This window comes from Pseudomonas putida (assembly GCF_026625125.1).
Taxonomy (GTDB): domain Bacteria; phylum Pseudomonadota; class Gammaproteobacteria; order Pseudomonadales; family Pseudomonadaceae; genus Aquipseudomonas; species Aquipseudomonas putida_X.
On record NZ_CP113097.1, the window covers coordinates 1,734,733 to 1,758,644 of the forward strand.

19 protein-coding genes and 6 tRNA genes are annotated in these 23,912 nt (G+C 63.6%); 23 read left to right on the forward strand and 2 right to left on the reverse strand.

Going from position 1 to position 23,912, the window contains the following annotated elements:
• Positions 1-94: 94 nt before the first annotated feature.
• From gltX to OSW16_RS07970, 12 genes are all read left to right on the forward strand, one after another.
• Positions 95-1,576, forward strand: a complete 1,482-nt coding sequence (gltX, locus tag OSW16_RS07915) for a glutamate--tRNA ligase (RefSeq protein WP_267822102.1) — start codon at positions 95-97, stop codon at positions 1,574-1,576.
• A gap of 246 nt (positions 1,577-1,822) precedes the next feature.
• Positions 1,823-1,898, forward strand: a tRNA-Ala gene (locus OSW16_RS07920).
• Between the two features lie 72 nt (positions 1,899-1,970).
• A tRNA-Glu gene (locus OSW16_RS07925) sits at positions 1,971-2,046 on the forward strand.
• A gap of 51 nt (positions 2,047-2,097) precedes the next feature.
• Positions 2,098-2,173: transfer RNA gene (locus OSW16_RS07930), tRNA-Ala, on the forward strand.
• A 42-nt stretch (positions 2,174-2,215) separates the two neighbouring features.
• Positions 2,216-2,291 (forward strand) — tRNA-Glu (locus tag OSW16_RS07935).
• A gap of 64 nt (positions 2,292-2,355) precedes the next feature.
• A tRNA-Ala gene (locus OSW16_RS07940) sits at positions 2,356-2,431 on the forward strand.
• Between the two features lie 42 nt (positions 2,432-2,473).
• Positions 2,474-2,549 (forward strand) — tRNA-Glu (locus OSW16_RS07945).
• 170 nt (positions 2,550-2,719) lie between these two features.
• Positions 2,720-3,259, forward strand: coding sequence for a TetR/AcrR family transcriptional regulator (locus OSW16_RS07950; RefSeq protein WP_267822104.1), 540 nt, complete (start codon positions 2,720-2,722; stop codon positions 3,257-3,259).
• A 23-nt stretch (positions 3,260-3,282) separates the two neighbouring features.
• The gene (locus OSW16_RS07955) at positions 3,283-4,116 is read left to right on the forward strand and encodes an alpha/beta fold hydrolase (protein WP_267822106.1); all 834 of its coding nucleotides are present in this window, start codon (positions 3,283-3,285) and stop codon (positions 4,114-4,116) included.
• Between the two features lie 43 nt (positions 4,117-4,159).
• Entirely contained in the window at positions 4,160-4,594 is a 435-nt protein-coding gene (locus OSW16_RS07960) for an acyl-CoA thioesterase (protein WP_241803049.1), read from the forward strand.
• 50 nt (positions 4,595-4,644) lie between these two features.
• A complete protein-coding gene (locus tag OSW16_RS07965; protein WP_267822108.1) occupies positions 4,645-5,616 on the forward strand; it encodes a tRNA dihydrouridine synthase in 972 nt (323 codons plus the stop codon).
• A gap of 150 nt (positions 5,617-5,766) precedes the next feature.
• A complete protein-coding gene (locus tag OSW16_RS07970; protein WP_241803051.1) occupies positions 5,767-6,210 on the forward strand; it encodes an Hsp20 family protein in 444 nt (147 codons plus the stop codon).
• A gap of 125 nt (positions 6,211-6,335) precedes the next feature.
• Here the strand turns inward: OSW16_RS07970 and OSW16_RS07975 are convergent, their stop codons facing one another.
• Positions 6,336-9,632, reverse strand: a complete 3,297-nt coding sequence (locus tag OSW16_RS07975) for a PAS domain S-box protein (RefSeq protein WP_267822110.1) — start codon at positions 9,630-9,632, stop codon at positions 6,336-6,338.
• Positions 9,633-9,693: 61 nt separating this feature from the next.
• Entirely contained in the window at positions 9,694-10,572 is an 879-nt protein-coding gene (locus OSW16_RS07980) for a LysR family transcriptional regulator (protein WP_267822112.1), read from the reverse strand.
• Between the two features lie 130 nt (positions 10,573-10,702).
• Between OSW16_RS07980 and leuC the strand changes: the two genes are divergently transcribed.
• The 11 genes from leuC (at position 10,703) to folC (ending at position 23,911) form a co-directional block, all read left to right on the forward strand.
• Positions 10,703-12,136, forward strand: coding sequence for a 3-isopropylmalate dehydratase large subunit (gene leuC, locus OSW16_RS07985; protein WP_267822115.1), 1,434 nt, complete (start codon positions 10,703-10,705; stop codon positions 12,134-12,136).
• A complete protein-coding gene (gene leuD, locus OSW16_RS07990) occupies positions 12,133-12,777 on the forward strand; it encodes a 3-isopropylmalate dehydratase small subunit (protein WP_241803055.1) in 645 nt (214 codons plus the stop codon). Before leuC ends, leuD begins: the two co-directional genes overlap by 4 nt.
• A gap of 149 nt (positions 12,778-12,926) precedes the next feature.
• A complete protein-coding gene (locus tag OSW16_RS07995; RefSeq protein WP_267822117.1) occupies positions 12,927-13,691 on the forward strand; it encodes a class I SAM-dependent methyltransferase in 765 nt (254 codons plus the stop codon).
• Between the two features lie 54 nt (positions 13,692-13,745).
• The gene (gene leuB / locus OSW16_RS08000; protein ID WP_241803057.1) at positions 13,746-14,828 is read left to right on the forward strand and encodes a 3-isopropylmalate dehydrogenase; all 1,083 of its coding nucleotides are present in this window, start codon (positions 13,746-13,748) and stop codon (positions 14,826-14,828) included.
• A 63-nt stretch (positions 14,829-14,891) separates the two neighbouring features.
• Positions 14,892-16,004: an aspartate-semialdehyde dehydrogenase gene (asd, locus tag OSW16_RS08005; RefSeq protein WP_267822120.1), complete on the forward strand. Its 1,113-nt coding sequence runs from the start codon at positions 14,892-14,894 to the stop codon at positions 16,002-16,004.
• A gap of 146 nt (positions 16,005-16,150) precedes the next feature.
• A complete protein-coding gene (locus OSW16_RS08010) occupies positions 16,151-17,155 on the forward strand; it encodes an aspartate-semialdehyde dehydrogenase (protein WP_267822122.1) in 1,005 nt (334 codons plus the stop codon).
• Between the two features lie 70 nt (positions 17,156-17,225).
• Positions 17,226-19,874, forward strand: coding sequence for a FimV/HubP family polar landmark protein (locus tag OSW16_RS08015; RefSeq protein WP_267822123.1), 2,649 nt, complete (start codon positions 17,226-17,228; stop codon positions 19,872-19,874).
• 98 nt (positions 19,875-19,972) lie between these two features.
• On the forward strand, positions 19,973-20,827 hold the full coding sequence (truA, locus tag OSW16_RS08020; protein WP_012313463.1) for a tRNA pseudouridine(38-40) synthase TruA: 855 nt from the start codon (positions 19,973-19,975) through the stop codon (positions 20,825-20,827).
• A 60-nt stretch (positions 20,828-20,887) separates the two neighbouring features.
• Positions 20,888-21,508: a phosphoribosylanthranilate isomerase gene (locus tag OSW16_RS08025; RefSeq protein WP_267822125.1), complete on the forward strand. Its 621-nt coding sequence runs from the start codon at positions 20,888-20,890 to the stop codon at positions 21,506-21,508.
• Between the two features lie 223 nt (positions 21,509-21,731).
• The gene (accD, locus tag OSW16_RS08030; RefSeq protein WP_267822127.1) at positions 21,732-22,625 is read left to right on the forward strand and encodes an acetyl-CoA carboxylase, carboxyltransferase subunit beta; all 894 of its coding nucleotides are present in this window, start codon (positions 21,732-21,734) and stop codon (positions 22,623-22,625) included.
• Positions 22,625-23,911 (forward strand): bifunctional tetrahydrofolate synthase/dihydrofolate synthase, encoded by a 1,287-nt coding sequence (gene folC / locus OSW16_RS08035; protein ID WP_267822129.1) that lies wholly within the window; start codon positions 22,625-22,627, stop codon positions 23,909-23,911. The genes accD and folC overlap by 1 nt, the downstream gene beginning before the upstream one ends.
• The last annotated feature ends 1 nt before the right edge of the window (position 23,912 follow it).

Below are 23,912 nucleotides of genomic sequence, written 5' to 3' on the forward strand. Positions count from 1 at the left end.
GCCGCCGCCCAATAACCCACCTCCCGCGCTGGAGCGCGGTGCCCGCACCCTGCTAACATCGTGCCTTTGTTTCATCTTTCGTTCGAGACCCTCCATGACCACCGTTCGCACGCGTATCGCGCCATCGCCCACGGGCGACCCCCATGTCGGCACTGCCTACATCGCCCTGTTCAACTACTGCTTCGCCAAGCAGCATGGCGGTGAGTTCATCCTGCGCATCGAAGACACCGACCAGCTTCGCTCGACCCGCGAGTCGGAGCAGCAGATCTTCGATGCCCTGCGCTGGCTTGGCATCGAATGGAACGAAGGCCCGGATGTGGGTGGCCCGCACGGCCCTTACCGGCAGAGCGAGCGTGGCGAGATCTACGCCCGCTACGCCAAGGAGCTGGTCGATGCCGGCCATGCGTTCTACTGCTTCTGCACCGCCGAAGAGCTGGAGCAGATGCGCGCCGAGCAGATGGCCCGTGGCGAAACCCCGCGCTACGACGGCCGCGCGTTGCTGCTGAGCGATGAGGAAGTGCAGCGCCGCCTGGCCGCTGGCGAGCCCCATGTGATCCGCATGAAGGTACCGAGCGAAGGTATCTGCGTGGTCCCTGACATGCTCCGTGGCGATGTCGAGATCCCATGGGACCGCATGGACATGCAGGTGCTGATGAAGAACGACGGCCTGCCGACCTACTTCCTGGCCAACGTGGTCGACGACCACCTGATGGGCATCACCCACGTGTTGCGCGGTGAAGAGTGGCTGCCGTCGGCACCCAAGCTGATCAAGCTGTACGAATACTTCGGCTGGGAGCAGCCCAAGCTGTGCTACATGCCGCTGCTGCGCAACCCGGACAAGAGCAAGCTCTCCAAGCGCAAGAACCCGACCTCGGTGACCTTCTACGAGCGCATGGGCTTCATGCCTGAGGCCATGCTCAACTACCTCGGCCGCATGGGCTGGTCGATGCCGGATGAGCGCGAGAAGTTCTCCCTGGCCGAAATGGTCGAGCACTTCGACCTGTCGCGTATCTCTCTGGGCGGGCCGATCTTCGACATCGAGAAGCTGTCCTGGCTCAACGGCCAGTGGCTGCGCGAACTGCCGGTGGAAGAATTCGCCGCGCGTCTGCAGAAGTGGGCGTTCAACAGCGACTACATGATGAAGATCGCCCCGCACGTACAGGGGCGGGTCGAAACCTTCAGCCAGGTTGCCCCGTTGGGTGGTTTCTTCTTCGAGGGCGCGCTCAGGCTCGACGCCAGGCTGTTCGAAAGCAAGAAACTTTCCGCCGACCAGGTGCGCCAGGTGATGCAGTTGATCCTGTGGAAACTGGAAAGCCTTCGTCAGTGGGAAAAAGAGCGCATCACCGGCTGCATCCAGGCCGTGGTCGAAGCGCTGGAGCTGAAGCTGCGTGACGCCATGCCGCTGATGTTCGCCGCCATCACCGGCCAGGCCAGCTCGGTGTCGGTGCTCGATGCCATGGAAATCCTCGGCCCTGACCTTACCCGCTATCGCCTGCGCCAAGCCCTGGACCTGCTCGGTGGCGTGTCCAAGAAAGAAAACAAAGAGTGGGAAAAACTGCTGGCCAACATTGCCTGATGTGGCATTGACGCGGTGCCAGTGCCAGCGGGTTATGCCGCTGGCGCTGGTGCCGGCGCCGAAAAGCCGGGCGCCTGAATCAGGGCAGGGTGGTAAGTGGTTGTTATCTGTGAAAAAACTTTTGAATATTTTCAAAATTTAGTTTGACAGCCCTGCAATCCGAACTTAATATGCGCCCCGTCCACAGCGATGAACGAAACGAAGCGCCAGGCACCCAGCCGGTGATTCAGTTCAAAGCGACATTGTGGGGCTATAGCTCAGCTGGGAGAGCGCCTGCATGGCATGCAGGAGGTCAGCGGTTCGATCCCGCTTAGCTCCACCAAATTCCGCTTAACAGCTCTGGCTGGTAAGCAAGATCGGGTCCAGCAACCGGGTCTTGAAGGTAAGAAGGTTCGTCCCCTTCGTCTAGTGGCCTAGGACACCGCCCTTTCACGGCGGTAACAGGGGTTCGAGTCCCCTAGGGGACGCCAGTTTTGCACAAGCGATGGTTCACTGTCGCTGGGCCGAGAGGCTAGAAATCCGGGGCTATAGCTCAGCTGGGAGAGCGCCTGCATGGCATGCAGGAGGTCAGCGGTTCGATCCCGCTTAGCTCCACCAATTTAGCCAGGGTTCGCATGTGCGGATCTTCGCGAAGGTTACGTCCCCTTCGTCTAGTGGCCTAGGACACCGCCCTTTCACGGCGGTAACAGGGGTTCGAGTCCCCTAGGGGACGCCACTTTACCCGCGTTTTGCGGGGCTTAAAGAGGCTCATTCGCCTATTGGATGAGCCTTTTGTTTTCGGGGCTATAGCTCAGCTGGGAGAGCGCCTGCATGGCATGCAGGAGGTCAGCGGTTCGATCCCGCTTAGCTCCACCAATTTAGCCAGGGTTCGCAGTTGCGGACCTTCGCGAAGGTTATGTCCCCTTCGTCTAGTGGCCTAGGACACCGCCCTTTCACGGCGGTAACAGGGGTTCGAGTCCCCTAGGGGACGCCATTTTTACCCGCGTTTTGCGGGACTTTAGAGGCTCATTCGATTATTGAATGGGCCTTTTGTTTTTCTCCCTCCTTGAAAATGTGTGCCCGACAGGCGGTGGTCGATTCTGCTTGCCAAAAAATATTATGAGAATAATATTTCGATCATCATATTCTGATCGTGAGCCGGCCATGAGCGACAAGAAGACCAAGACCCGCGAGCGCATCCTCGAAGCTGCTCGCAGCGCGTTGATCCAGCACGGTCCCGCCGAGCCCAGCGTCAGCCAGGTCATGGGTGCTGCGGGGCTGACCGTAGGAGGCTTCTATGCGCACTTCGACAGCAAGGACGAGCTCATGCTGGAGGCATTCCGCCAATTGCTCAGCGAGCGCAGGGAGCTGCTGGCTCAGGTTGATCCAAGCCTGGACGGGGAAGGGCGGCGGGCACTGGTGAGTGCGTTCTACCTGTCGCGCAAGCACCGCGATGCCGAGGTGCATGCCTGTCCTCTGCCCAATTCGATCGGCGAGATGCAGCGCCTGCCAGACGTGTTTCGCGAGGTGCTGGCCGAGCACATCGAATTGATGACGGCCGCCATGGTTGACCGCCCTGAAGACGCCGACAAGGCGCTGGCTGATCTGGCGCTGATGATAGGTGGCCTGGCCCTGGCGCGCGCACTGGGCACCGGTGAGCTGTCTGACCGCATCCTGCGTGCCGCCAAATCGGCGGTTATCTAAGTTTCCGACCCTGGAGCAAGGCGATGACTACCCTGAGCTGGATTCGCGGTGTGAATGGCACCCTGGGGCGTCTGGCCCCGGAACATGTAGCCGGCAAGATGCACCGGGCCTTCATGACCCCGCGCAACCTGCCGCCAAGGCAGTGGGAGCTGCCATTGCTGGCGAGCGCTGAGCGTATCACCCTGCGCTTCGGGCTGTCGGCATTGCGTTGGGGGCAAGGCCCGACCGTGTTGCTGATGCACGGATGGGAAGGGCGTGCGACCCAGTTTGCCGCGTTGATCGAAGCCCTGGTAAAGGCCGGGCATACCGTGGTCTCTCTGGAGGGGCCGGCCCATGGCTGTTCGCCTGGGCAGCAAGCGCACGTGGTGCTGTTTGCCCGTGCGCTGCTGGAGGCTGCCGCGGAACTACCGCCGTTGCGTGCCGTGATCGGCCATTCCATGGGCGGTGCCAGTGTCTTGCTGGCCCTGCAGATGGGGCTTCGGGCCGAGGCTGCGGTGAGTATTGCAGCGCCGGCCCAGTTGCTGGGTGTGCTGCGCGGCTTCGCCCGCCACCTTGGCCTGCCGACGCGCGCCAGGGCGGCGTTCATCCGCAAGGTCGAACAGGACGTCGGCATGCAGATCAACCGCCTGGACGTCAGCGGTTACCAGCTGGAGTTGCCAGGGCTGGTCGTGCATGCCGCCGATGATGCCCTGGTGCCCGCCAGCGAGGCCGAGGTCATCCACAAGGCCTGGTTCGACAGCCGCCTGCTGCGGCTGGAAGCGGGTGGCCACCAGCGCGTACTCGCCGACCCGCGCGTGAGCGAGGCGGTGCTCGAACTACTGTCGCGTGCCGGTGCGCCCGCCCGGCAAAGCGCTTGAACATCCGATACACTCTGCCCGTTCACTGACATTGGGAGCGGGCATGAGTTGGGACCTGGCAACGCCATTCATCATTGACCTGCGTGTCGGCGGCGAGGACATCGACGGCCTCGGGCACGCCAACAACGCGGTCTACGTCACCTGGCTGGAGCGTTGCGCCTGGCGCCACTCCCAGCGCCTGGGGCTGGACCTGGCCGAGTACCGGCGCCTTGACCGGGCCATGGCGGTGGTACGCCATGAAATCGACTACCTCGCTGCCGCCTACGAAGATGATGAGTTGCAACTGGCAACCTGGATCATCGATTGGGACCAGCGCCTGCGCATGACCCGGCGTTTCCAGCTCAAGCGCCCGCGTGACGGTGTGACCCTGCTGCGCGCGCAGACCACCTTCGCCTGTATCGAATTGTCCAGCGGCAAGCCCAGGCGCATGCCGGCGGAGTTCATCGACGGCTACGGTCCGGCGCTGACCGGCGCCTGAATCCCCGGCATTTTTGTTAGACTGCCGGCTTTTCCCGGCGAGACCTCGAAATGCAAATTGCCCTGGCCCCTATGGAGGGGCTGGTCGACAACATCCTGCGCGACGTCCTGACCCGAGTGGGCGGCATCGATTGGTGCGTCACCGAGTTCATCCGCGTGTGCGACCGCCTGCTGCCTGCTTCTTCATTCGACAAGCTTGCACCTGAGCTACGCCAGGGCGCGCGCACGGCCGCCGGCGTACCCATGCGGGTGCAGTTGCTGGGCTCGGATCCCGTCTGCCTGGCCGAAAACGCGGCGTTGGCCTGTGAGCTGGGTGCGCCGGTCATCGACCTTAATTTCGGTTGCCCGGCCAAGACCGTGAACAAGTCACGCGGCGGCGCCGTGCTGCTCAAGGAGCCCGAACTGCTGCACGCCATCGTGCGGGAAGTGCGGCGCGCAGTGCCGGCGCACATCCCGGTCACCTCCAAGATGCGCCTTGGCTTTGACAGCCCGGACGGCGCCCTCGAGTGCGCCAGCGCCCTGGCCGAGGGCGGCTCGGCGCACCTGGTGGTGCATGCGCGCACCAAAGTCGAGGGCTATAAACCGCCCGCGCACTGGGAGTGGGTGGCGCGGGTGCAGGATGTGGTCAAGGTGCCGGTGTTCGCCAACGGTGAGATCTGGACCGTGGACGACTGGCGGCGTTGCCGCGAGGTGAGCGGGGCCGAGGACATCATGCTCGGCCGGGGCTTGGTGTCGCGGCCGGACCTGGCCTTGCAGATTGCGGCGGCGCGTGACGGGCGTGAGTACCAGCCGATGAGCTGGGAGGCGTTGTTGCCCTTGCTGCGCGAGTTCTGGCGCCAGGCCCAGGCCAAGTTGTCGCCGCGGTATGCGCCGGGGCGGATGAAGCAGTGGTTGGCGATGCTGACGCGCAGTTATCCCGAAGCGGTGCTGCTGTTTGCCGAGCTGCGCAGGGAAGATGATTGCCAGCGGATCACTCGGCTGCTGGGCGCAGAGGTGCAGGCATTCGAAGCCTGTCTCGCGTGATCCGTGGTGCCGGGGGGCGGTAAAATTCACCGAAAAATTTTTTGTTTTTACCCCTTGAAAGCCATTTCCTGAGCCTTATTTATTCAGTACGCGATGCCGAAGTCGGGTCGCGTAGTGACTTTACTTGCTGAATCTCAGGAGTTTATGACCATGACTACCGCTTTCTCTCTTGCACCCCTGTTCCGCCATTCCGTTGGCTTCGACCGTTTCAACGACCTGTTCGAGTCTGCGGCACGTAACGAGGCGGGTAGCAGCTACCCTCCCTACAACGTTGAAAAACATGGCGATGACCACTATCGCATCGTCGTTGCCGCAGCCGGTTTCCAGGAACAGGACCTCGACCTTCAGGTCGAGAAAGGCGTCCTGACCGTGATCGGTGGCAAACGCGATAACAGCGCTGATGAAGTGACCTATCTGCACCAGGGCATCGCCCAGCGCGCATTCAAGCTGTCGTTCCGCCTGGCGGACCATATCGAGGTCAAATCAGCCGGCCTCGCCAATGGGCTGCTCAGCATTGACCTGCTGCGCCTCGTGCCGGAAGAAGCCAAGGCCAAGCGCATTCCGATCAATGGTGACAAACCAGCACTCAACTGAGGCTGGCGGCTGTATCAGGGCTGCTAAGCAGCCCATCGCCGGCAAGCCGGCCCCCACAGGATCGCGCCGTACCTGTGGGGGCCGGCTTTTTTGCGCTTGGCCGGCACCCCATCGGTTTTCGTCGTTTAGAAATCGGCGGGGGCTTCCAGCAGCATTTGCCGGAACTCCGGTAGCGGCAGCGGCCGGCTGTGCAGGTAACCCTGGTACAGGTGACACCCCAGCCGTTCAAGAAACTCCAGTTGCTCGGTCAGTTCCACGCCTTCGGCGATCACCGCAAGGTCCAGGCTGCGCGCCATGGCGACGATGGCGCGGACTATCTCGGCGTCGTTGGCGTCCAATGGAGCGTCGCGCACGAAGGTCTGGTCGATCTTCAGTGCGTCCACCGGCAAGCGCTTGAGGTACGTCAGCGAGGAGTAGCCCGTGCCGAAATCGTCCATGGCGAAGCTCACCCCATGGCGTTTGAGCTCGCGCATCTTGCTGATGGTGTCTTCCAGGTTCTGGATCACGATGCCTTCGGTGATCTCAAGCTTGAGCATGTGCCGTGGCAGGCGGTAGTCGTCAAGGCTGCGCAGCACCCGTTCGACGAAGTCGTTCTGGCGGAACTGCCTGGGGCTGATGTTCACGCACAGGCTGAAATCATCGGCATCGATCAACCCGTCTGCCAGCATCCGCGAGCAAGCGTCGCAGGCTTCGTCGAGTATCCAGCTGCCCACTTCCAGGATCAGGCCGCTTTCCTCCAGCACCTGGATGAACTGAGCCGGCGGTTGCTGGCCCAGTTGCGGGTGATGCCAGCGCAACAGTACCTCGGCCCCGACGATACGGTTGTCGCGGGCGTCCACCTGGGGCTGAAAGTGCAAGGCCAGCTCACCCCGTGCCAGGGCCAGGCGCAGGTCGCTTTCCATGCGCAGGCGCTCGCTGGCCGCCTTTTGCATGGTGGTATGGAACAATTGGGTCGTGTTGCGCCCTGAGTCCTTGGCACGGTACAGGGCGATGTCGGCGCGTTTGAGCAGGTCGGCAGGGGTGGTGCCGTGGTCCGGGATCAAGGCCACGCCGATGCTCGGGGTTACCTGCAGGCGCTGGCCATCCAGCGACATGGGTTCGGCCAGCAGTTCGCGCAGGGTATCGGCCAGCTCGCGAACCTTGTTCTCCACGGCTTCGCGGCTACCTTCCAGGCCACTGAGCAATACCACGAATTCGTCGCCACCCAGGCGTGCCACCGTATCTTCCAGGCGCACACTGGCTTCCAGCCGGGCGGTGATGATCTTCAGCACCGTGTCGCCGACCGGGTGGCCGAGGGAGTCGTTGATGTGCTTGAAATGGTCGAGGTCGAGAAACAGCAAGGCGCCGCGCAGGTTGTGCCGGCGCAGCAGGGCGATCTGCTGGCTCAGGCGGTCCATCAGCAAGGCGCGGTTGGGCAGGTTGGTCAGCGGGTCGTGGTAGGCCAGGTGGCGGATCTGCGCCTGGGCATTCTTCAGCTGGCTGACATCGCGGGCGGTGAGTAGCAGGCAATCGGTCTCGTTGAGGCTGATCGGCTCCACCGAGACCTCTACGGTGAGGATGTCGCCACGCTTGGTGCGCCCGAGCATCTCCCGGTGGTGCACCCGGCCACGCTCCTTCAGCTCGACCAGCAAAGCGCGACGCTGCTTGTCGTCGGCCCAGATACCCAGCTCGTAGACGCTGCGGCCGATCACTTCGGCGGTGCTGTAGCCCGTGAGCCGGCAGAACCCATCGTTGACCTCCACATAGCGGCCGCTGTGGCGCTCGGTGATGGTGATGGCGTCCGGGCTGGAATGAAACGCCTTGGCGAACTTCTCTTCGCTGGACTTGAGCGCTGCTTCGGCCCGTTGCTGTTGGGTGATGTCGCGCAGGGTGGTGACACTGCAGGGCTGGTTGTCGACGCTGATCAGCCGGCTGGAAATCACACAGGTCAGGGGTGAGCCGTTGCGGTGGTTGACCACCACTGCCACGTTGCTCAGGGCCTGTTCGCGGATGACCCGTTCGATGCGTTGCGCGCGTTCGATCGACTCGGCCCAGAGGCCGATCTGTTCAGCGGTACGGCCGATCACCTGCTCGCTGCCCCAGCCGAAGGTCTGGGTGAAGGCCGGGTTGATCTCGATGAACTGGCCGGTGTCCTGGCGGGTTACGCAGATCGGGTCGGGGCTGACCTGGAACAGGCTGGCGAATTTCTCTTCCGAGGCGCTCAGGCGCAGTTCGCGCTCGACCTGCTCGGTGATGTCCAGCAGGGTGCCAGCCATGCGCAACGGGTTACCGTGCTCGTCGCGGTACAGCCGTGCCCGGCTTTCGATGTAGCGTGAAGCGCCGTCTTCCAGTTGCACACGGTAGGTGATCTGGTAGTTGCCCGCGGGGCCTTCGCGCAGGCTGCGGTAAGCCTGGCGCATGCCATCGCGCTCGTCCTGGGGCACGCCTTCGAAAAACGCGTCGAACGATTCGTGAAAGGGTATCGGGTCCAGCCCGTGCAATTGCGCGGCACGGGCCGAGCCATAGAGCATGCCGCTGGGGATGTGCCAGTCCCAGGTGCCCAGTTGCGCCGAGTCCAGGGCCAGGTCAAGGCGTTCCTGGCTATCCTTGAGCGCTTGCTCGGCGCGTTTGCGCTCGGACGTGTCGACGAAGGTGCTGAGCAGGAACGTCACCCCTTCCAGCTCGATGCCCTGGGTGCACAGAATGCCGTCGTGAATCTTGCCGCTGCTCGCGCGCAACTGCACCTCCATGATGGCCGGGCTGCCGCTGCCACGGGTCGCCTCCAGCACCTGGTGACGCTGCTCCGGGTTCACCCAGATGCCGAGCTCCAGGCTGGTCTTGCCGATCACCTGGTCACCGGGCCAGCCGAACATGTCCTCGAAATGCTGATTGACTTCGAAAATCATGCCGTCGTGGCGGCGGGTGAGAAGAATCGCGTTGGGGCTCAGGTGAAACAGGGTGGCAAAACGCTTTTCCGAGTTGATCAGGGCGGTTTCCCGCTCGCGCTGGCGGGTTATTTCGCGGATCACCCCGATCATCTGGGGCCGGCCTTGGGGGTCGTGGGTCAGGCTGCCGTTGATTTCCAGCCAATGCAGGCTCCCGTCCGGCCAGCGGATGCGATGGCGCATGGCTTTCTCGGCCGGCTCACCGTTGACCACTGCCTGGAACAGTTGACGCGTGCGGGCGCGATCTTCTTCCGGCAGCAGGTCGAGGTAATCGATATCGTTGGGCAGAGGGCGCTGCGGATCGAAGCCGAACAGTGCCTGGGTGCCGCGCGACCAGCTCACCCGGCCACTGTCGATGTCCCACAGCCAGGCGCCCAGGCGTGCACCATTGAGCGCAGCCAGCAGTTGCGGGGCATTCTGCCAGGCCTGTTCCGACTCCCTGGGATTGGCCGCAGGGATGCGCGGCAGGCGCGGAAAGCGGTTTGCTGATTTGGGCATGGGTACCAGACCTTTGGCGTTTGAGGCGTCCCTGGGTTGGAAGTGCAGGCCTGACGACCGGTCAGGCGGGCCCTGCGTGGCTGTCGAGCAAGGCCATGAAGGCCCTGGCGGCGTTCGATAGCGTTCGCTCGGTATGCAATATGTAGCCTAGCTGGCGTGACAGCTGTATGCCGGGTAATGCGATGGGTGCAACCTGATCATCGAGCATGGTGCGTGGTAGCACGCTCCAGGCCAGGCCGATCGAGACCATCATCTTGATGGTTTCCAGGTAGTTGGTGCTCATGGCGATGTTCGGGGTCAGCCCCTGGCTTTCGAACAGGCGCTGGACGATGTGGTGGGTGAAGGTATTGCCGCCTGGGAATACTGCCGGGTGGCGGGCGACGTCCGCCAGGCTGACCTGGGTATTGCTGGCCAGCGGGTGCTCGGGGGCAGCGACGAAGTCCAGGGCGTCGTCCCAGACCGGGATGGCCTTGATCAGGTGATGGGGCTCGGGTGCCAGGGTGATGACCGCTATCTCGGCGCGGCCGTGCAGCACCTCGTCGTAGGCCGCTTCCGAATCGAGGAACTGAATATCCAACGCCACGGCCGGGTGCTGGCGAGTGAATGCCCGTAATAGCGGGGGCAGGCGGTGCAGGCCAATGTGATGGCTGGTGGCGAGGGTCAGGCGACCACTCACCTGCCCGGTCAGGTTGGTCAGCGCACGTCGGGTATCATCGAGGACGTTGAGGATCTGATAGGCGCGCGGCAGCAGGGCGCGGCCAGCTTCGGTCAAGGTCACCTCACGGCCCAGGCGATCGAACAGGCGCACGTCCAGCTGTTGCTCCAGCCCGGCAATGCGCTTGCTCACGGCCGGTTGGGTCAGGTGCAGGCGCTCGCCGGCCCCGGAGAAGCTGCCGGTCTCGGCAATGGCAATGAAGGCGCTCAGGTTGGCCAAGTCCATTGTTCGAATTCCTGATGGTTATGCAAAGCATGAAAATTATGAATTTGAGTTATTCAATTTATCGCCATAGCATCGTCCGTACAAGCCAAGGGGTCTTTGGCATAGAAAGACGCTGATGAGGAACAGTCTGATGGCTGGCAAAACGCTCTACGACAAACTCTGGGAAGCCCATGAGGTCAAGCGCCGTGATGACGGCTCGTCCTTGATCTACATCGACCGCCATATCATCCACGAAGTGACCTCGCCCCAGGCCTTTGAGGGCCTGCGCCTGGCCAACCGCAAGCCGTGGCGCATCGATGCCAACATCGCTACCCCTGACCACAACGTGCCGACTACCCCGGAACGCAAGGGCGGGATCGAGGCGATCGTCGACCAGGTGTCGCGCCTGCAGGTGCAGACCCTCGATGAGAACTGTGACGAATACGGCATCGTCGAATTCAAGATGAATGACGTTCGCCAGGGCATCGTCCACGTCATCAGCCCCGAGCAGGGCGCCACCTTGCCCGGCATGACCGTGGTCTGCGGCGACTCGCACACCTCCACCCACGGCGCCTTCGGTGCCTTGGCCCATGGTATCGGCACCTCCGAGGTCGAGCACGTGCTCGCCACCCAGTGCCTGGTCGCCAAAAAGATGAAGAACATGCTGGTGCGCGTCGAGGGCACATTGCCTGTCGGCGTCACGGCCAAGGACATCGTGCTTGCCGTGATCGGCAAGATCGGCACCGCTGGTGGCAACGGCCACGCCATGGAATTCGCTGGCAGCGCCATCCGCGCCCTGTCCATGGAAGGCCGCATGACCATCTGCAACATGTCGATCGAGGCCGGTGCGCGGGTTGGCCTGGTTGCCACCGATGCCACCACCATTGCCTACGTCAAAGGCCGCCCCTATGCGCCTGTAGGCGAGCAGTGGGAGCGTGCAGTCGAGGCGTGGAAAGACCTGGTATCCGATGACGATGCGGTGTTCGACACCGTGGTCGAGCTCGATGCGGCGCAAATCAAGCCGCAGGTCAGCTGGGGCACTTCGCCCGAGATGGTCCTGGCCGTCGACCAGCGTGTGCCGGACCCTGCCGCCGAAACCGACCTGGTCAAGCGTGGCTCGATCGAGCGCGCCCTGAAGTACATGGGCTTGAGCGCCAACCAGGCGATCACCGATATCCAGCTGGACCGTGTATTCATAGGCTCGTGTACCAACTCGCGGATCGAAGACCTGCGCGCCGCGGCTGAAATAGCCAAAGGCCGCAAGGTGGCTGCCACCGTCAAGCAAGCCATCGTCGTGCCGGGTTCGGGCCTGGTCAAGGCCCAGGCCGAGCGTGAAGGCCTGGACAAGATCTTCCTCGAGGCCGGTTTCGAGTGGCGTGAGCCAGGCTGCTCGATGTGCCTGGCCATGAACCCGGACCGCCTGGAAAGCGGCGAGCACTGCGCGTCCACGTCCAACCGCAACTTCGAAGGGCGTCAGGGCGCAGGTGGCCGTACCCACCTGGTCAGCCCGGCCATGGCTGCCGCTGCGGCGGTGACTGGTCACTTCATCGATGTTCGCGAGTTGATCCAAGGGAGCGCAGCATGAAAGCCTTTACCCAGCACACCGGTCTCGTCGCGCCGTTGGACCGTGCCAACGTCGACACCGATCAGATCATTCCCAAGCAGTTCCTCAAGTCGATCAAGCGTACCGGCTTTGGCCCCAACCTGTTCGATGAGTGGCGTTACCTGGACGTTGGCCAGCCTTACCAGGACAACAGCAAGCGCCCGGTGAACAAAGAGTTCGTGCTCAATCACGAACGCTACCAGGGCGCCAGCGTGTTGCTGGCACGGGAGAACTTCGGCTGCGGGTCGAGCCGCGAGCACGCGCCTTGGGCGCTGGACGAATACGGTTTCCGTAGCGTGATCGCGCCGAGCTTCGCCGACATCTTCTTCAACAACAGCTTCAAGAACGGCCTGTTGCCGATCATTCTGAGCGATGAGGAAGTCGATGAGCTGTTCAAGCAGGTCGAAGCCAACCCCGGCTACCAGCTGACCATCGATCTGCAGGCACAGGCGGTGACCCGCCCGGACGGCAAGGTGCTGCACTTCGAGATCGACGCGTTCCGCAAGCACTGCCTGCTCAACGGTCTGGACGATATCGGCCTGACCTTGCAGGACGGCGAGGCGATCAAGGCCTTCGAAGGCAAACACCGCGCCGCACAGCCTTGGCTGTTCCGTGATGCCTGAATGATGTAACCGGGTTTGCTGGCCTCAGCGCCGGCAAGCCGGCTGCCACACGTACTGCACAGGTCTTGACGCTTGTGGGGGCTGTGTGGGGGCCGGCTTGCCGGCGATAGCGGCCGTAGAGACAACCCAAAATCAAAAGGAACGCGCCCATGACCAGCACCACCCACACCGATGTGGTCCAACGCCAGTTTGGCGAACAGGCCAGTGCCTACCTCAGCAGCGCCGTGCATGCCCAGGGCCGTGAATTTGCCCTGCTGCAAGCCGAGCTGGCCGGGCAGGGTGCGGCTCGCGTGCTGGACCTGGGCTGTGGTGCCGGCCATGTCAGCTTCCACATCGCGCCTCTGGTGGCAGAGGTGGTCGCCTACGACCTGTCGCAGTCGATGCTCGACGTGGTTGCCAGTGCCGCTACCGAGCGCGGCCTGGGCAATATCAGCACCCAGTGCGGTGCCGCCGAACGCCTGCCGTTCGCCGATGCCTCGTTCGATTACGTCTTCAGCCGCTATTCGGCGCACCACTGGAGCGACGTGGGCGTGGCCCTGCGTGAAGTGCGCCGCGTACTGAAGCCGGGCGGGGTGGCGGCGTTCATCGACGTGATGTCGCCGGGCAGCCCGTTGCTCGATACCTATTTGCAAACGGTTGAAGTGCTGCGCGACACCAGCCACGTACGCGATTATTCTGCCGCCGAGTGGCAGCGCCAGGTCAGCGAAGCCGGCCTGCATACCCGCAGCCACACGCGCCAGCGCCTGCGCTTGGAGTGGAGCTCGTGGGTTGAGCGCATGCGCACGCCCGAACCGCTGCGCGTGGCCATACGCCAGTTGCAGCAAGCCATGGGCGAGGAAGTGCGGCAGTATTACCAGATTGAAGCCGATGGCTCGTTCAGCACCGATGTCATCGTGTTGTGGGCCGAGCGCTGAGTTTTTTACGGTGCGGCCGGGCTGGCCGCGCCGCTTGAATGGATAGAGGAAAGCATGAGCAAGCAGATTCTGATTCTCCCAGGTGATGGCATCGGTCCGGAAATCATGGCCGAGGCGGTCAAGGTGCTGGAGCTGGCCAACGACAAGTTCCAGCTTGGCTTGAGCCTTGCGCATGACGTGATCGGCGGTGCTGCCATCGACCAACATGGCGTGCCGCTGGCCGACTCGACCCTGGAGCGTGCGCGCCAGGCCGATGCCGTGCTGTTGGGCGCGGTGGGCGGGCCGAAGTGGGACAAGATCGAGCGTGACATCCGCCCTGAGCGCGGCCTGCTGAAAATCCGCTCGCAGCTGGGCCTGTTCGCCAACCTGCGCCCGGCCATCCTCTACCCGCAACTGGCTGATGCCTCGTCGCTCAAGCCGGAAATCGTTTCGGGTCTGGACATCCTGATCGTCCGTGAGCTGACTGGCGGCATCTACTTCGGTGCCCCGCGTGGGCAGCGTGAGCTCGAAGGCGGCGAACGGCAGGCCTATGACACCCTCCCGTACAGCGAGAGCGAAGTGCGCCGTATCGCCCGCGTCGGCTTCGACATGGCCCGCGTGCGTGGCAAGAAGCTGTGCTCGGTGGACAAGGCCAACGTCCTGGCCTCCAGCCAGCTGTGGCGTGAAGTGGTCGAGGACGTTGCCAAGGACTACCCGGACGTTGAACTGAGCCACATGTATGTCGACAACGCCGCCATGCAGCTGGTGCGCGCGCCCAAGCAGTTCGACGTGATGGTGACCGACAACATGTTCGGTGACATCCTGTCGGATGAAGCTTCCATGCTGACCGGTTCGATCGGCATGCTGCCTTCGGCGTCGCTCGATGCCAACAACAAGGGCATGTACGAGCCTTGCCACGGCTCGGCGCCGGACATCGCCGGCCAGGGCATCGCCAACCCGCTGGCGACCATCCTGTCGGTGTCGATGATGCTGCGTTACAGCTTCAACCAGCAGGCCGCAGCCGAGGCCATCGAGCAGGCGGTGAGCCAGGTTCTGGACCAGGGCCTGCGTACCGGCGACATCTGGTCGGCCGGTTGCAGCAAGGTAGGTACGCAGGAAATGGGCGACGCAGTAGTCGCAGCGCTGCGGAATCTGTAATCTCTCTGGCCCGCCACCGTTTTTGGTCGGTGGCGGCCCACTTTTAGCAAAGGTGTAGTTGCGATGAAACGTGTAGGTCTGATCGGTTGGCGCGGTATGGTCGGTTCCGTGCTCATGCAGCGGATGCTGGAGGAGCAGGATTTCGACCTTATCGAGCCGGTGTTCTTCACTACCTCCAATGTCGGTGGCCAGGGCCCGAGCGTGGGCAAGGATATTGCTCCGCTCAAGGACGCTTATTCGATTGAAGAACTCAAGACCCTCGACGTGATCCTGACCTGTCAGGGCGGCGACTACACCAACGAGGTGTTCCCCAAGCTGCGTGAAGCTGGCTGGCAGGGTTACTGGATCGATGCTGCCTCGTCGCTGCGCATGCAGGACGACGCCGTCATCGTGCTCGATCCGGTCAACCGCAAGGTGATCGACCAGCAGCTCGATGCCGGCACCAAGAACTACATCGGCGGTAACTGCACCGTCAGCCTGATGCTGATGGGCCTTGGCGGCCTGTTCGAAGCGGGCCTGGTCGAGTGGATGAGCGCCATGACCTACCAGGCGGCGTCCGGTGCCGGTGCGCAGAACATGCGCGAGCTGATCAAGCAGATGGGCGCTACCCACGCGGCGGTGGCCGATGACCTGGCCAACCCGGCCAGCGCCATCCTCGACATCGACCGCAAGGTGGCCGACGCCATGCGCAGCGACGCCTACCCGGCCGAAAACTTCGGCGTGCCCCTGGCCGGCAGCCTGATCCCATGGATCGACAAAGAGCTGCCCAACGGCCAGAGCCGTGAAGAGTGGAAGGCCCAGGCCGAGACCAACAAGATCCTCGGCCGCTTCAAGAGCCCGATCCCGGTCGATGGCATTTGCGTGCGCATCGGCGCCATGCGCTGCCACAGTCAGGCGCTGACCATCAAGCTGAACAAGGACGTGCCACTGGCCGATATCGAAGGCATGATCAGCCAGCACAACCCATGGGTGAAGCTGGTGCCGAACCAGCGCGAGATCAGCATGCAGGAACTGACCCCGACCAACGTCACCGGTACCCTGAACATTCCGGTGGGCCGTTTGCGCAAGCTGAACATGGGCTCGCAGTACCTGGGCGCGTTCACCGTCGGCGATCAGTTGCTGTGGGGCGCTGCCGAGCCGCTGCGCCGCATGCTGCGGATTCTGCTGGAGCGTTGATCGTTCTGCGTTGCACCGAAAACCCGCCCTGGTGACAGCGCGGGTTTTTTTGTGCCTGCGCCGGCCCCGGTAGGGCCAGCACAGACAAAACGTTACAATCCGAGTAAAGTGCCGCCCCCCGCCGTTACAGCAAAAGGATCCTCTCCATGACCCAACCCCTGGACATCGCCGTCGTCGGCGCCACCGGTAGCGTCGGTGAAACCTTGGTACAGATTCTCGAAGAACTGCACTTCCCGGTCGGCACGCTGCACCTGCTGGCCAGCATGGAGTCGGCGGGCAGCAGCGTGATGTTCGCTGGCAAGAAGATCAAGGTGCGTGAAGTCGACAGTTTCGATTTCACCCAGGTCAAACTGGCCTTCTTCGCCGCCAGCCCAGCCGTCAGCCGTAGCTTTGCCCGCAAGGCCCATGCGGCCGGCTGCACGGTCATCGACCTGTCTGGTGGCCTGGATGACGCCCTTGCGGTCGTGCCTGAAGCAAACGCCGAGTGCATCGCCGGCCTGGCGCTGCCGGCGTGCATCGCCAGCCCCAGTGCCGCAGCCGTTGCCTTGGCCGTCGCGCTGGCGCCACTCAAGGGGCTGCTGGACATCGAGCGCGTGCAGGTCATGGCTGCGCTGGCGGTGTCTGCCCAAGGCCGGGAGGCTGTCAATGAACTGGCCCGGCAGACCGCCGAGCTGCTCAACGCCCGCCCACTGGAGCCACGCTTCTTCGACCGCCAGGTAGCGTTCAACGTGCTGGCCCAGGTCGGTGCGGCAGACGAGCAGGGCCACACGGCACTCGAGCGCCGGCTGGTCGCTGAGCTGCCGGTGTTGCTGGGGCAGCCGGAACTGAAGATTTCAGTGACCTGCGTTCAAGTCCCGGTGTTTTTTGGCGATAGCTTCAGTGTGGCGGTACAGAGCCGTAAACCTGTGGACCTGGTTGCAGTCAATGCTGCCTTGGAGGGTGCCGACAGTGTCGAGCTGGTCGAGCGAGATGATTATCCGACCCCGGTAGGGGACGCAGTAGGGCAAGACGTGGTCTATGTTGGTCGTGTACGCCATGGTGTTGAGCAAGACCAGCAGCTCAACCTGTGGCTGACCACCGACAACCTGCGCAAGGGCGCTGCGCTCAACGCCGTGCAGGTGGCGCAATTGTTGATTAAACACATAGCGTAAAAGATACTGGCGAGCACTTTTGTCCCGCACCGCACGCGGTTTCGGGACGATTCATACAAGGGATGAGGTCATGCTTCGAATTCGCAAACTGGTTCTGGCCATGGCGGCAGCGTCGGCGCTGTCATCTGGCATGGCGAATGCCTTGGGGTTGGGTGAACTGACGCTCAAATCGGCGCAGAACCAGCCGCTGGACGCCGAGATCGAATTGCTCGATGTGCGCGACCTCACCGCTGCCGAAGTGGCACCAAGCCTGGCGCCGCCGGAAGAGTTCAGCAAGGCCGGGGTGGAATACCCGGGCTACCTCGAGGACCTGACCTTCACCCCGGTGATCAACCCCAATGGCAAGAGCGTGCTGCGGGTTACCTCCAGCCAGCCGCTGCCGGGCTCGGTGGTCAAGTTTCTGGTGCAGGTGATGTGGCCCCAGGGCCGTCTGCTGCGTGACTACAGTGTGCTGCTCGACCAGGCCAAGGCCCAGGGCGAGCAGCCTGCCGCGGCCAATGTCACCCCGGCAACCAGCAGCGCCGGCAGCTACACCACCAAGCGCCGCGATACCCTTTGGCAGATTGCTGCACGCAATACCCAGAACGGTGGGTCGGTGCAGCAGACCATGATCGCCATTCAGGCGCTGAACCCGGATGCCTTCATCGGCAACAACATCAACCAGCTGAAGGTCGGCCAGGTATTGCGCCTGCCTGATCAGCAGCAGGTCCAGAGCATCCCCCAGGCCGAAGCCAATCGCGAAGTGGCCGAACAGTACGCCGCCTGGCGTGAGGGCCGGCGCCTTGGCCCGCGCGCCCGGCAGCTTGACGCTACCCGCCGCGGCGCTGCCGATGCGGCGCCCGAGCGTATCGCCCAGGGTGACAACCTGCGCCTGGTCAGCCCTGGCAACCAGCCTGGCGCTGGCGATGCCAAGGCGCTCAACGACAAGCTGGCCGTGGCTCAGGAGAGCCTGGACACCAGCCGTCGTGACAACGAAGAACTCAAGAGCCGGATGAGCGACCTGCAGAGCCAGTTGGACAAGCTGCAGCGCCTGATCCAGCTCAAGAACGACCAGCTCGCTCGCCTGGAGGCGCAGGGTGCCGCCGGGGAGCCCGCACCTGCCGCCACCTTGCCGGGTGAGTCGGCCCCGGTGCAGCCTGCCGACAACGCCCAGGTAACGCCTGCCGAGCCCGTCGTGGCACCGGCGCCGGCGGCCGTCGATACCGCGCCTGGCGCTGCCACGGCGGGCGAGGATGCCCCTGCCGGCCAGCAGCCGGGCGCGCTGGATGGCATCCTGGGGAACCCGCTGCTACTGGCCCTGATCGCAGGCTCCGCATTCCTCGTGCTGTTGCTGCTGCTGTTGCTGCTGGCGCGTCGACGCAAAGCCCAGCAGGAGGCCGAAAAGCACCTGCGTATGGCGCGGGCGCTGGCTGAGGAGGGCGAGCGTAACCCCGACCTCGACCTGCCTGCGAGCAGCTTCGATGAGCTGCAGGTGTCGGCGCCTGCCGTAACCCTGTCGCCGGCGGTGGTGGCGGCCTCGGCTGCTGCAGCGGTTGCCGCGGAAAAACCGGTTGCCCCGGCACCCGTCGCCGCGCCATTACCGGCGCAGGACCCGAACGCCGAGCTGTTGGCCGAGGTCGAGCAGAGCCTGGCCCGCGGCCGTCTGAACCATGCGGCCGACCTGTTGGAAACAGCCGTCGCTGCGCAACCGGAGCATGATGGCCTGCGGTTGAAGCTGATGGAGGTCTATGCGCGCCAGGGTGACCACAGCGCATTCGTGGAGCAGGAGCGCAAGCTGCCGGCCAGCGAAGAGAATATCGCGCAGGTCAGTCAGCTCAAGGAGCACTACCCAGCCATGCTCGGCCTTGCCGCGGCAGGGGTGGGGGCTGCGGCGCTGGCGGCCGAGCTCGATGAGCAGTACGTGCAGGAGCTGTTGCAGGACCAGCCGCAATCGCCGGCAGAGGTCGATGCCGAGCCTGAAGCTGAACCGCAAACCGAGGCCGACGCTCAAACGCCTGCCCTCGATGACAACGGCCCGGACAGTGCCTTCGACCTTGAGCTGAGTGACGATCTGCCCCTGAGCGACCTTGAACCGCCAATGCTCGATGAAGCTGCGTTGACGGATGTGCAGGCAAATGAAGAGCCGCCCGCCGTCGCTGACCCTGCTGCACAGGAAGCAGACGCCGACGCCGATTTCGAAGCCTTGCTGGCGCAGGCTCAGGCTGAACCGCAGAGCGTCGATGACCTGGCGGACTTCGACCTGGACGTGGGTGAGCCGAGCGTTGCCGAGCCGGTTGAGGAAGAGCCGGTCGACGTCGCTGCCGAATTGGCCGCTTTCGATTCCATCCCGGAGTTCGACCCGATTTCCGAGCTGGAGCTGCCAGAAGACTTCGATCTGTCGCTGTCGCTGGATGACCAGTCGCCGGCCGCCAAGAGCTTCACTTCCGAGCTGAGCGACGTCAACGCCGAACTGGACAAGCTGTCGCAGAACCTCGAGTCGCCGTCGCTGGAGCCTCACTTCACCGCTGAGGACGCTGCCCTGGAGCCGGAACCCCTGGACGATCTGGACTTCGACTTCTTCTCCGGCAGCGACGAAGTGGCTACCAAGCTCGACCTGGCGCGTGCCTATATCGATATGGGCGACCATCAGGGGGCGCGTGACATCCTCGATGAAGTGGTCAAGGATGGCGACGATACACAGCGCCTGGAAGCCGAAGACATGCTGTCCCGGCTGGTCTGAAGGCCTCACCTGCAGCTTGAAACCAACGGCAGCCCAACAAGGCTGCCGTTGTCGTTATAATCCCCGGCACTTCGTATTGCCCCACAGGTTTCACGCTCTTGGACATCATCGACACCGCTGCCACCGAATCGGCCGCCGAAGGCTTCACCCGCATCGCCCTGGGGGTGGAATACAAGGGTTCGCGCTACCGCGGCTGGCAACGCCAGGCCAGCGGTGTGCCCAGTGTCCAGCAGGCGCTGGAGCAGGCACTGTCGAAAGTGGCCAACGAGCCCATCACGGTGGTCTGCGCCGGGCGTACCGACGCCGGTGTGCATGGTTGTGGGCAGATCGTGCATTTCGATACCCGCGCCAATCGTGACGAACGCGCCTGGACCCTGGGCACCAACTTCAACCTGCCCCACGACATCAGTGTGGTCTGGTCGCGGCCGATGCCTGCGGATTTCCATGCGCGCTTCAAGGCCACCGCCCGGCGCTACCGTTATGTCATCTACAACGACCCGATCCGCCCGGCACACCTGGCCGAGGAAGTGACGTGGAATCACCGCCCGCTCGATGTGGAGCGCATGGCCGATGCTGCGCAGTTCCTGCTGGGTACTCACGACTTCAGTGCCTTTCGCGCCAGCCAGTGCCAGGCCAAGTCGCCGATCAAGCATATCCATCACCTGCGGGTCACCCGTCATGGGCAGATGATCGTGCTGGATGTGCGGGCCACTGCGTTCCTGCACCACATGGTGCGCAATATCGCCGGTGTGCTGATGACCATCGGTGCAGGCGAGCGCCCTGCGGGCTGGGCTCGGGAAGTGCTGGAAGGGCGCAACCGGCGCGAAGGCGGGGTAACGGCCCATCCCTACGGTCTGTACCTGGTTCAGGTGGAGTATCCGGAGGAATTCCAGCTGCCACAGCGTTACATCGGCCCACACTTTCTGACCGGCTACGAGGCGTTGGCCGACTGACGGCCGAAAACGCTTTTGCTACCATCGGGCCTTTCAGTGGTTTCTCAGGGTTTGCAGTCCATGAGCAATGTTCGCAGCAAGATCTGCGGGATTACCCGCATAGAGGACGCGCTGGCCGCCGTCGAGGCAGGGGCCGATGCCATCGGTTTGGTTTTCTATGGCAAAAGCCCGCGCGCCGTCGATGTGCGCCAGGCCCGGGCAATCATGGCCGAACTGCCGCCCTTCGTGACCACGGTCGGCCTGTTCGTCAACGCCTCGCGCTGCGAACTCAACGAGATCCTCGAGGCTGTGCCGCTGGACCTGCTACAGTTCCACGGCGACGAAACCCCGGCTGATTGCGAAGGCTATCACCGCCCTTGGATCAAGGCGCTGCGCGTACGCCCGGGTGACGATCTGGAGGCTGCCTGCCGGTACTATGCCGGCGCGCGTGGCATCCTGCTCGACACCTATGTCGCCGGAGTGCCCGGTGGTACCGGCGAGGCGTTCGACTGGTCGCTGGTGCCTGCACGGCTGAGCAAGCCGATCATACTCGCCGGGGGCTTGTCTGCCAGCAACGTCGGCCAGGCCATCGCCCAGGTGCGGCCGTATGCGGTGGATGTGAGTGGTGGTGTGGAGCAGGCCAAGGGCATCAAGGACGCGGCGAAGATCGAAGCGTTCATGCGCGCGGTGAAACAGGCGTGATGCCAGATGTGACGGCTGGCGGCGGGCCATCGTCCATAACTATCGCAGCCCTGCGGGGCGGCTGCCGGCATGCCGGTTGGCCAAAGAATACGTTGACGACGGTGCGGCACACAGGCAGCCCCTGTGGCCGGTCCGTCATCGTTTGACAGAAGAATTTGAGCTCAAAGGGCAGGGCATGGCCGGCCAGACTGGTCCCCGCCCGCCAATACTGGAGAAATAAAGCATGAGCAACTGGTTAGTCGACAAACTGATCCCTTCGATCATGCGTTCCGAGGTGAAGAAGAGCTCGGTGCCAGAAGGCCTGTGGCACAAATGCCCAGCCTGTGAGGCCGTGCTGTATCGTCCGGAGCTGGAAAAGACCCTCGATGTCTGCCCCAAGTGCAACCACCACATGCGCATCGGCGCACGTCAGCGCATCGACATCTTCCTCGATGCTGAGGGCCGTGCCGAGCTGGGCGCCGAGCTGGAGCCGGTCGACCGCCTGAAATTCCGCGATGGCAAGAAGTACAAGGACCGTCTGGTCGGTGCCCAGAAACAGACCGGCGAGAAGGACGCGCTGATCTCCATGAGCGGCACCCTGATGGGCATGCCGATCGTGGTCAGTGCCTTCGAGTTTTCCTTCATGGGTGGCTCCATGGGCGCCATCGTCGGTGAGCGTTTCGTCCGCGCTGCCAACTATGCCCTGGAAAACCGCTGCCCGATGATCTGCTTCTCGGCCTCCGGTGGTGCGCGCATGCAGGAAGCGCTGATCTCGCTGATGCAGATGGCCAAGACCTCGGCCGTGCTGGCCCGCCTGCGCGAAGAGGGCATTCCGTTCATCTCCGTATTGACCGACCCGGTCTACGGCGGTGTTTCCGCCAGTCTGGCGATGCTTGGCGATGTCATTGTCGGTGAGCCAAAGGCGCTGATCGGCTTCGCCGGCCCGCGCGTGATCGAGCAGACCGTGCGCGAAAAGCTGCCTGAAGGCTTCCAGCGCAGCGAGTTCCTGCTGGAGCACGGTGCCATCGACCTGATCATCTCGCGTGGCGATCTGCGTCCACGCCTGGCTCGCCTGCTGGCGCAGATGACCGGCCAGGAAACACCCGAGCAGGCGCGCGAGGCCGCTGCGGTCGCCTGATGAAAGACAGAACCCTGGGCGAATGGCTCGCCTACCTCGAGCAGTTGCACCCCTCGGCCATCGACATGGGGCTGGAGCGTTCGCAAAAGGTGCTTGCACGGTTGGCCCTGGGCAAGCTGGCGCCTCGTGTGGTGACGGTCACCGGCACCAACGGCAAAGGCTCGACCTGTGCCTTCCTGGCGTCGTTGCTGCGTGCCCAGGGGTTGAAGGTTGGCGTGTACAGCTCGCCACACCTGTTGCGTTACAACGAGCGGGTGCTGATCGACGGCCAGGAGGCCAGTGATGAGCGCCTGTGCGAAGCCTTCGCTGCCGTCGAGGCCGCCCGAGGCGAGATTTCCCTCACCTATTTCGAGATGGGCACCCTGGCGGCATTCTGGCTGTTCTACCAGTCCGGGCTGGATGCCGTGGTGCTTGAAGTGGGGTTGGGTGGTCGTCTGGATACCGTTAACGTCATCGATGCCGACCTGGCTCTGGTGACCAGTATCGGTGTCGACCATGTCGATTACCTGGGCGATACCCGCGAGTTGGTCGCCTTCGAGAAGGCTGGCATCTTCCGCCCGGGCAAGCCAGCGCTGTGCGGTGACCTGGATCCCCCTCAGCCACTGTTGGACAAGGCCCGTGAACTGGCGGCGCCGTTGTTCCTGCGTGGGCGCGACTTCGACCTTACCAGCGCCGATACCACCTGGCACTGGCGTGGTACGGCAGCAGATGGCGCCGCGGTGGAGCTGTCAGGCCTGCCGCTGCTCGACCTGCCGATGGAAAACGCCACCCTGGCGCTGCAGGCGTACCTGCTGATGGAGCTTGCTTGGGATGCCGGGCAAATCCGTCAGGCACTGCTCGATACCCGTATCACCGGGCGCCTGGACCGTCGTACGCTCAATTGGCAAGGCAAGCGCGTGGAGCTGTTACTGGATGTGGGGCATAACCCCCATGCAGCAGCGTATCTGGCGCGTCGCTTGTCAGTGCGGCCGGTCGAGGGCAGGCGTTTGGCCGTCTTCGGCCTGCTGGCGGACAAGGACCTGGCGGGCGTGTTGGCGCCTTTGCATGGCCTTGTCGACGACTGGGCGGTGGCGCCTTTGCAGTCACCGCGCAGCCGCCCGGCCGCCGAGCTTGTCGGCGCCTTGACGAACCTCGGTGCGTCGGTGAAGTCTTATGCCAGCGTCGGCGCCGCCCTTGATGGGCAATGCGCTCAGGCGATGGCGGGTGACCAGATCCTGCTGTTCGGTTCGTTTTTCTGTGTTGCCGAGGCCCTGGAATGGCTTGGGCAGCAGGCCCTGGAGGGGTGAG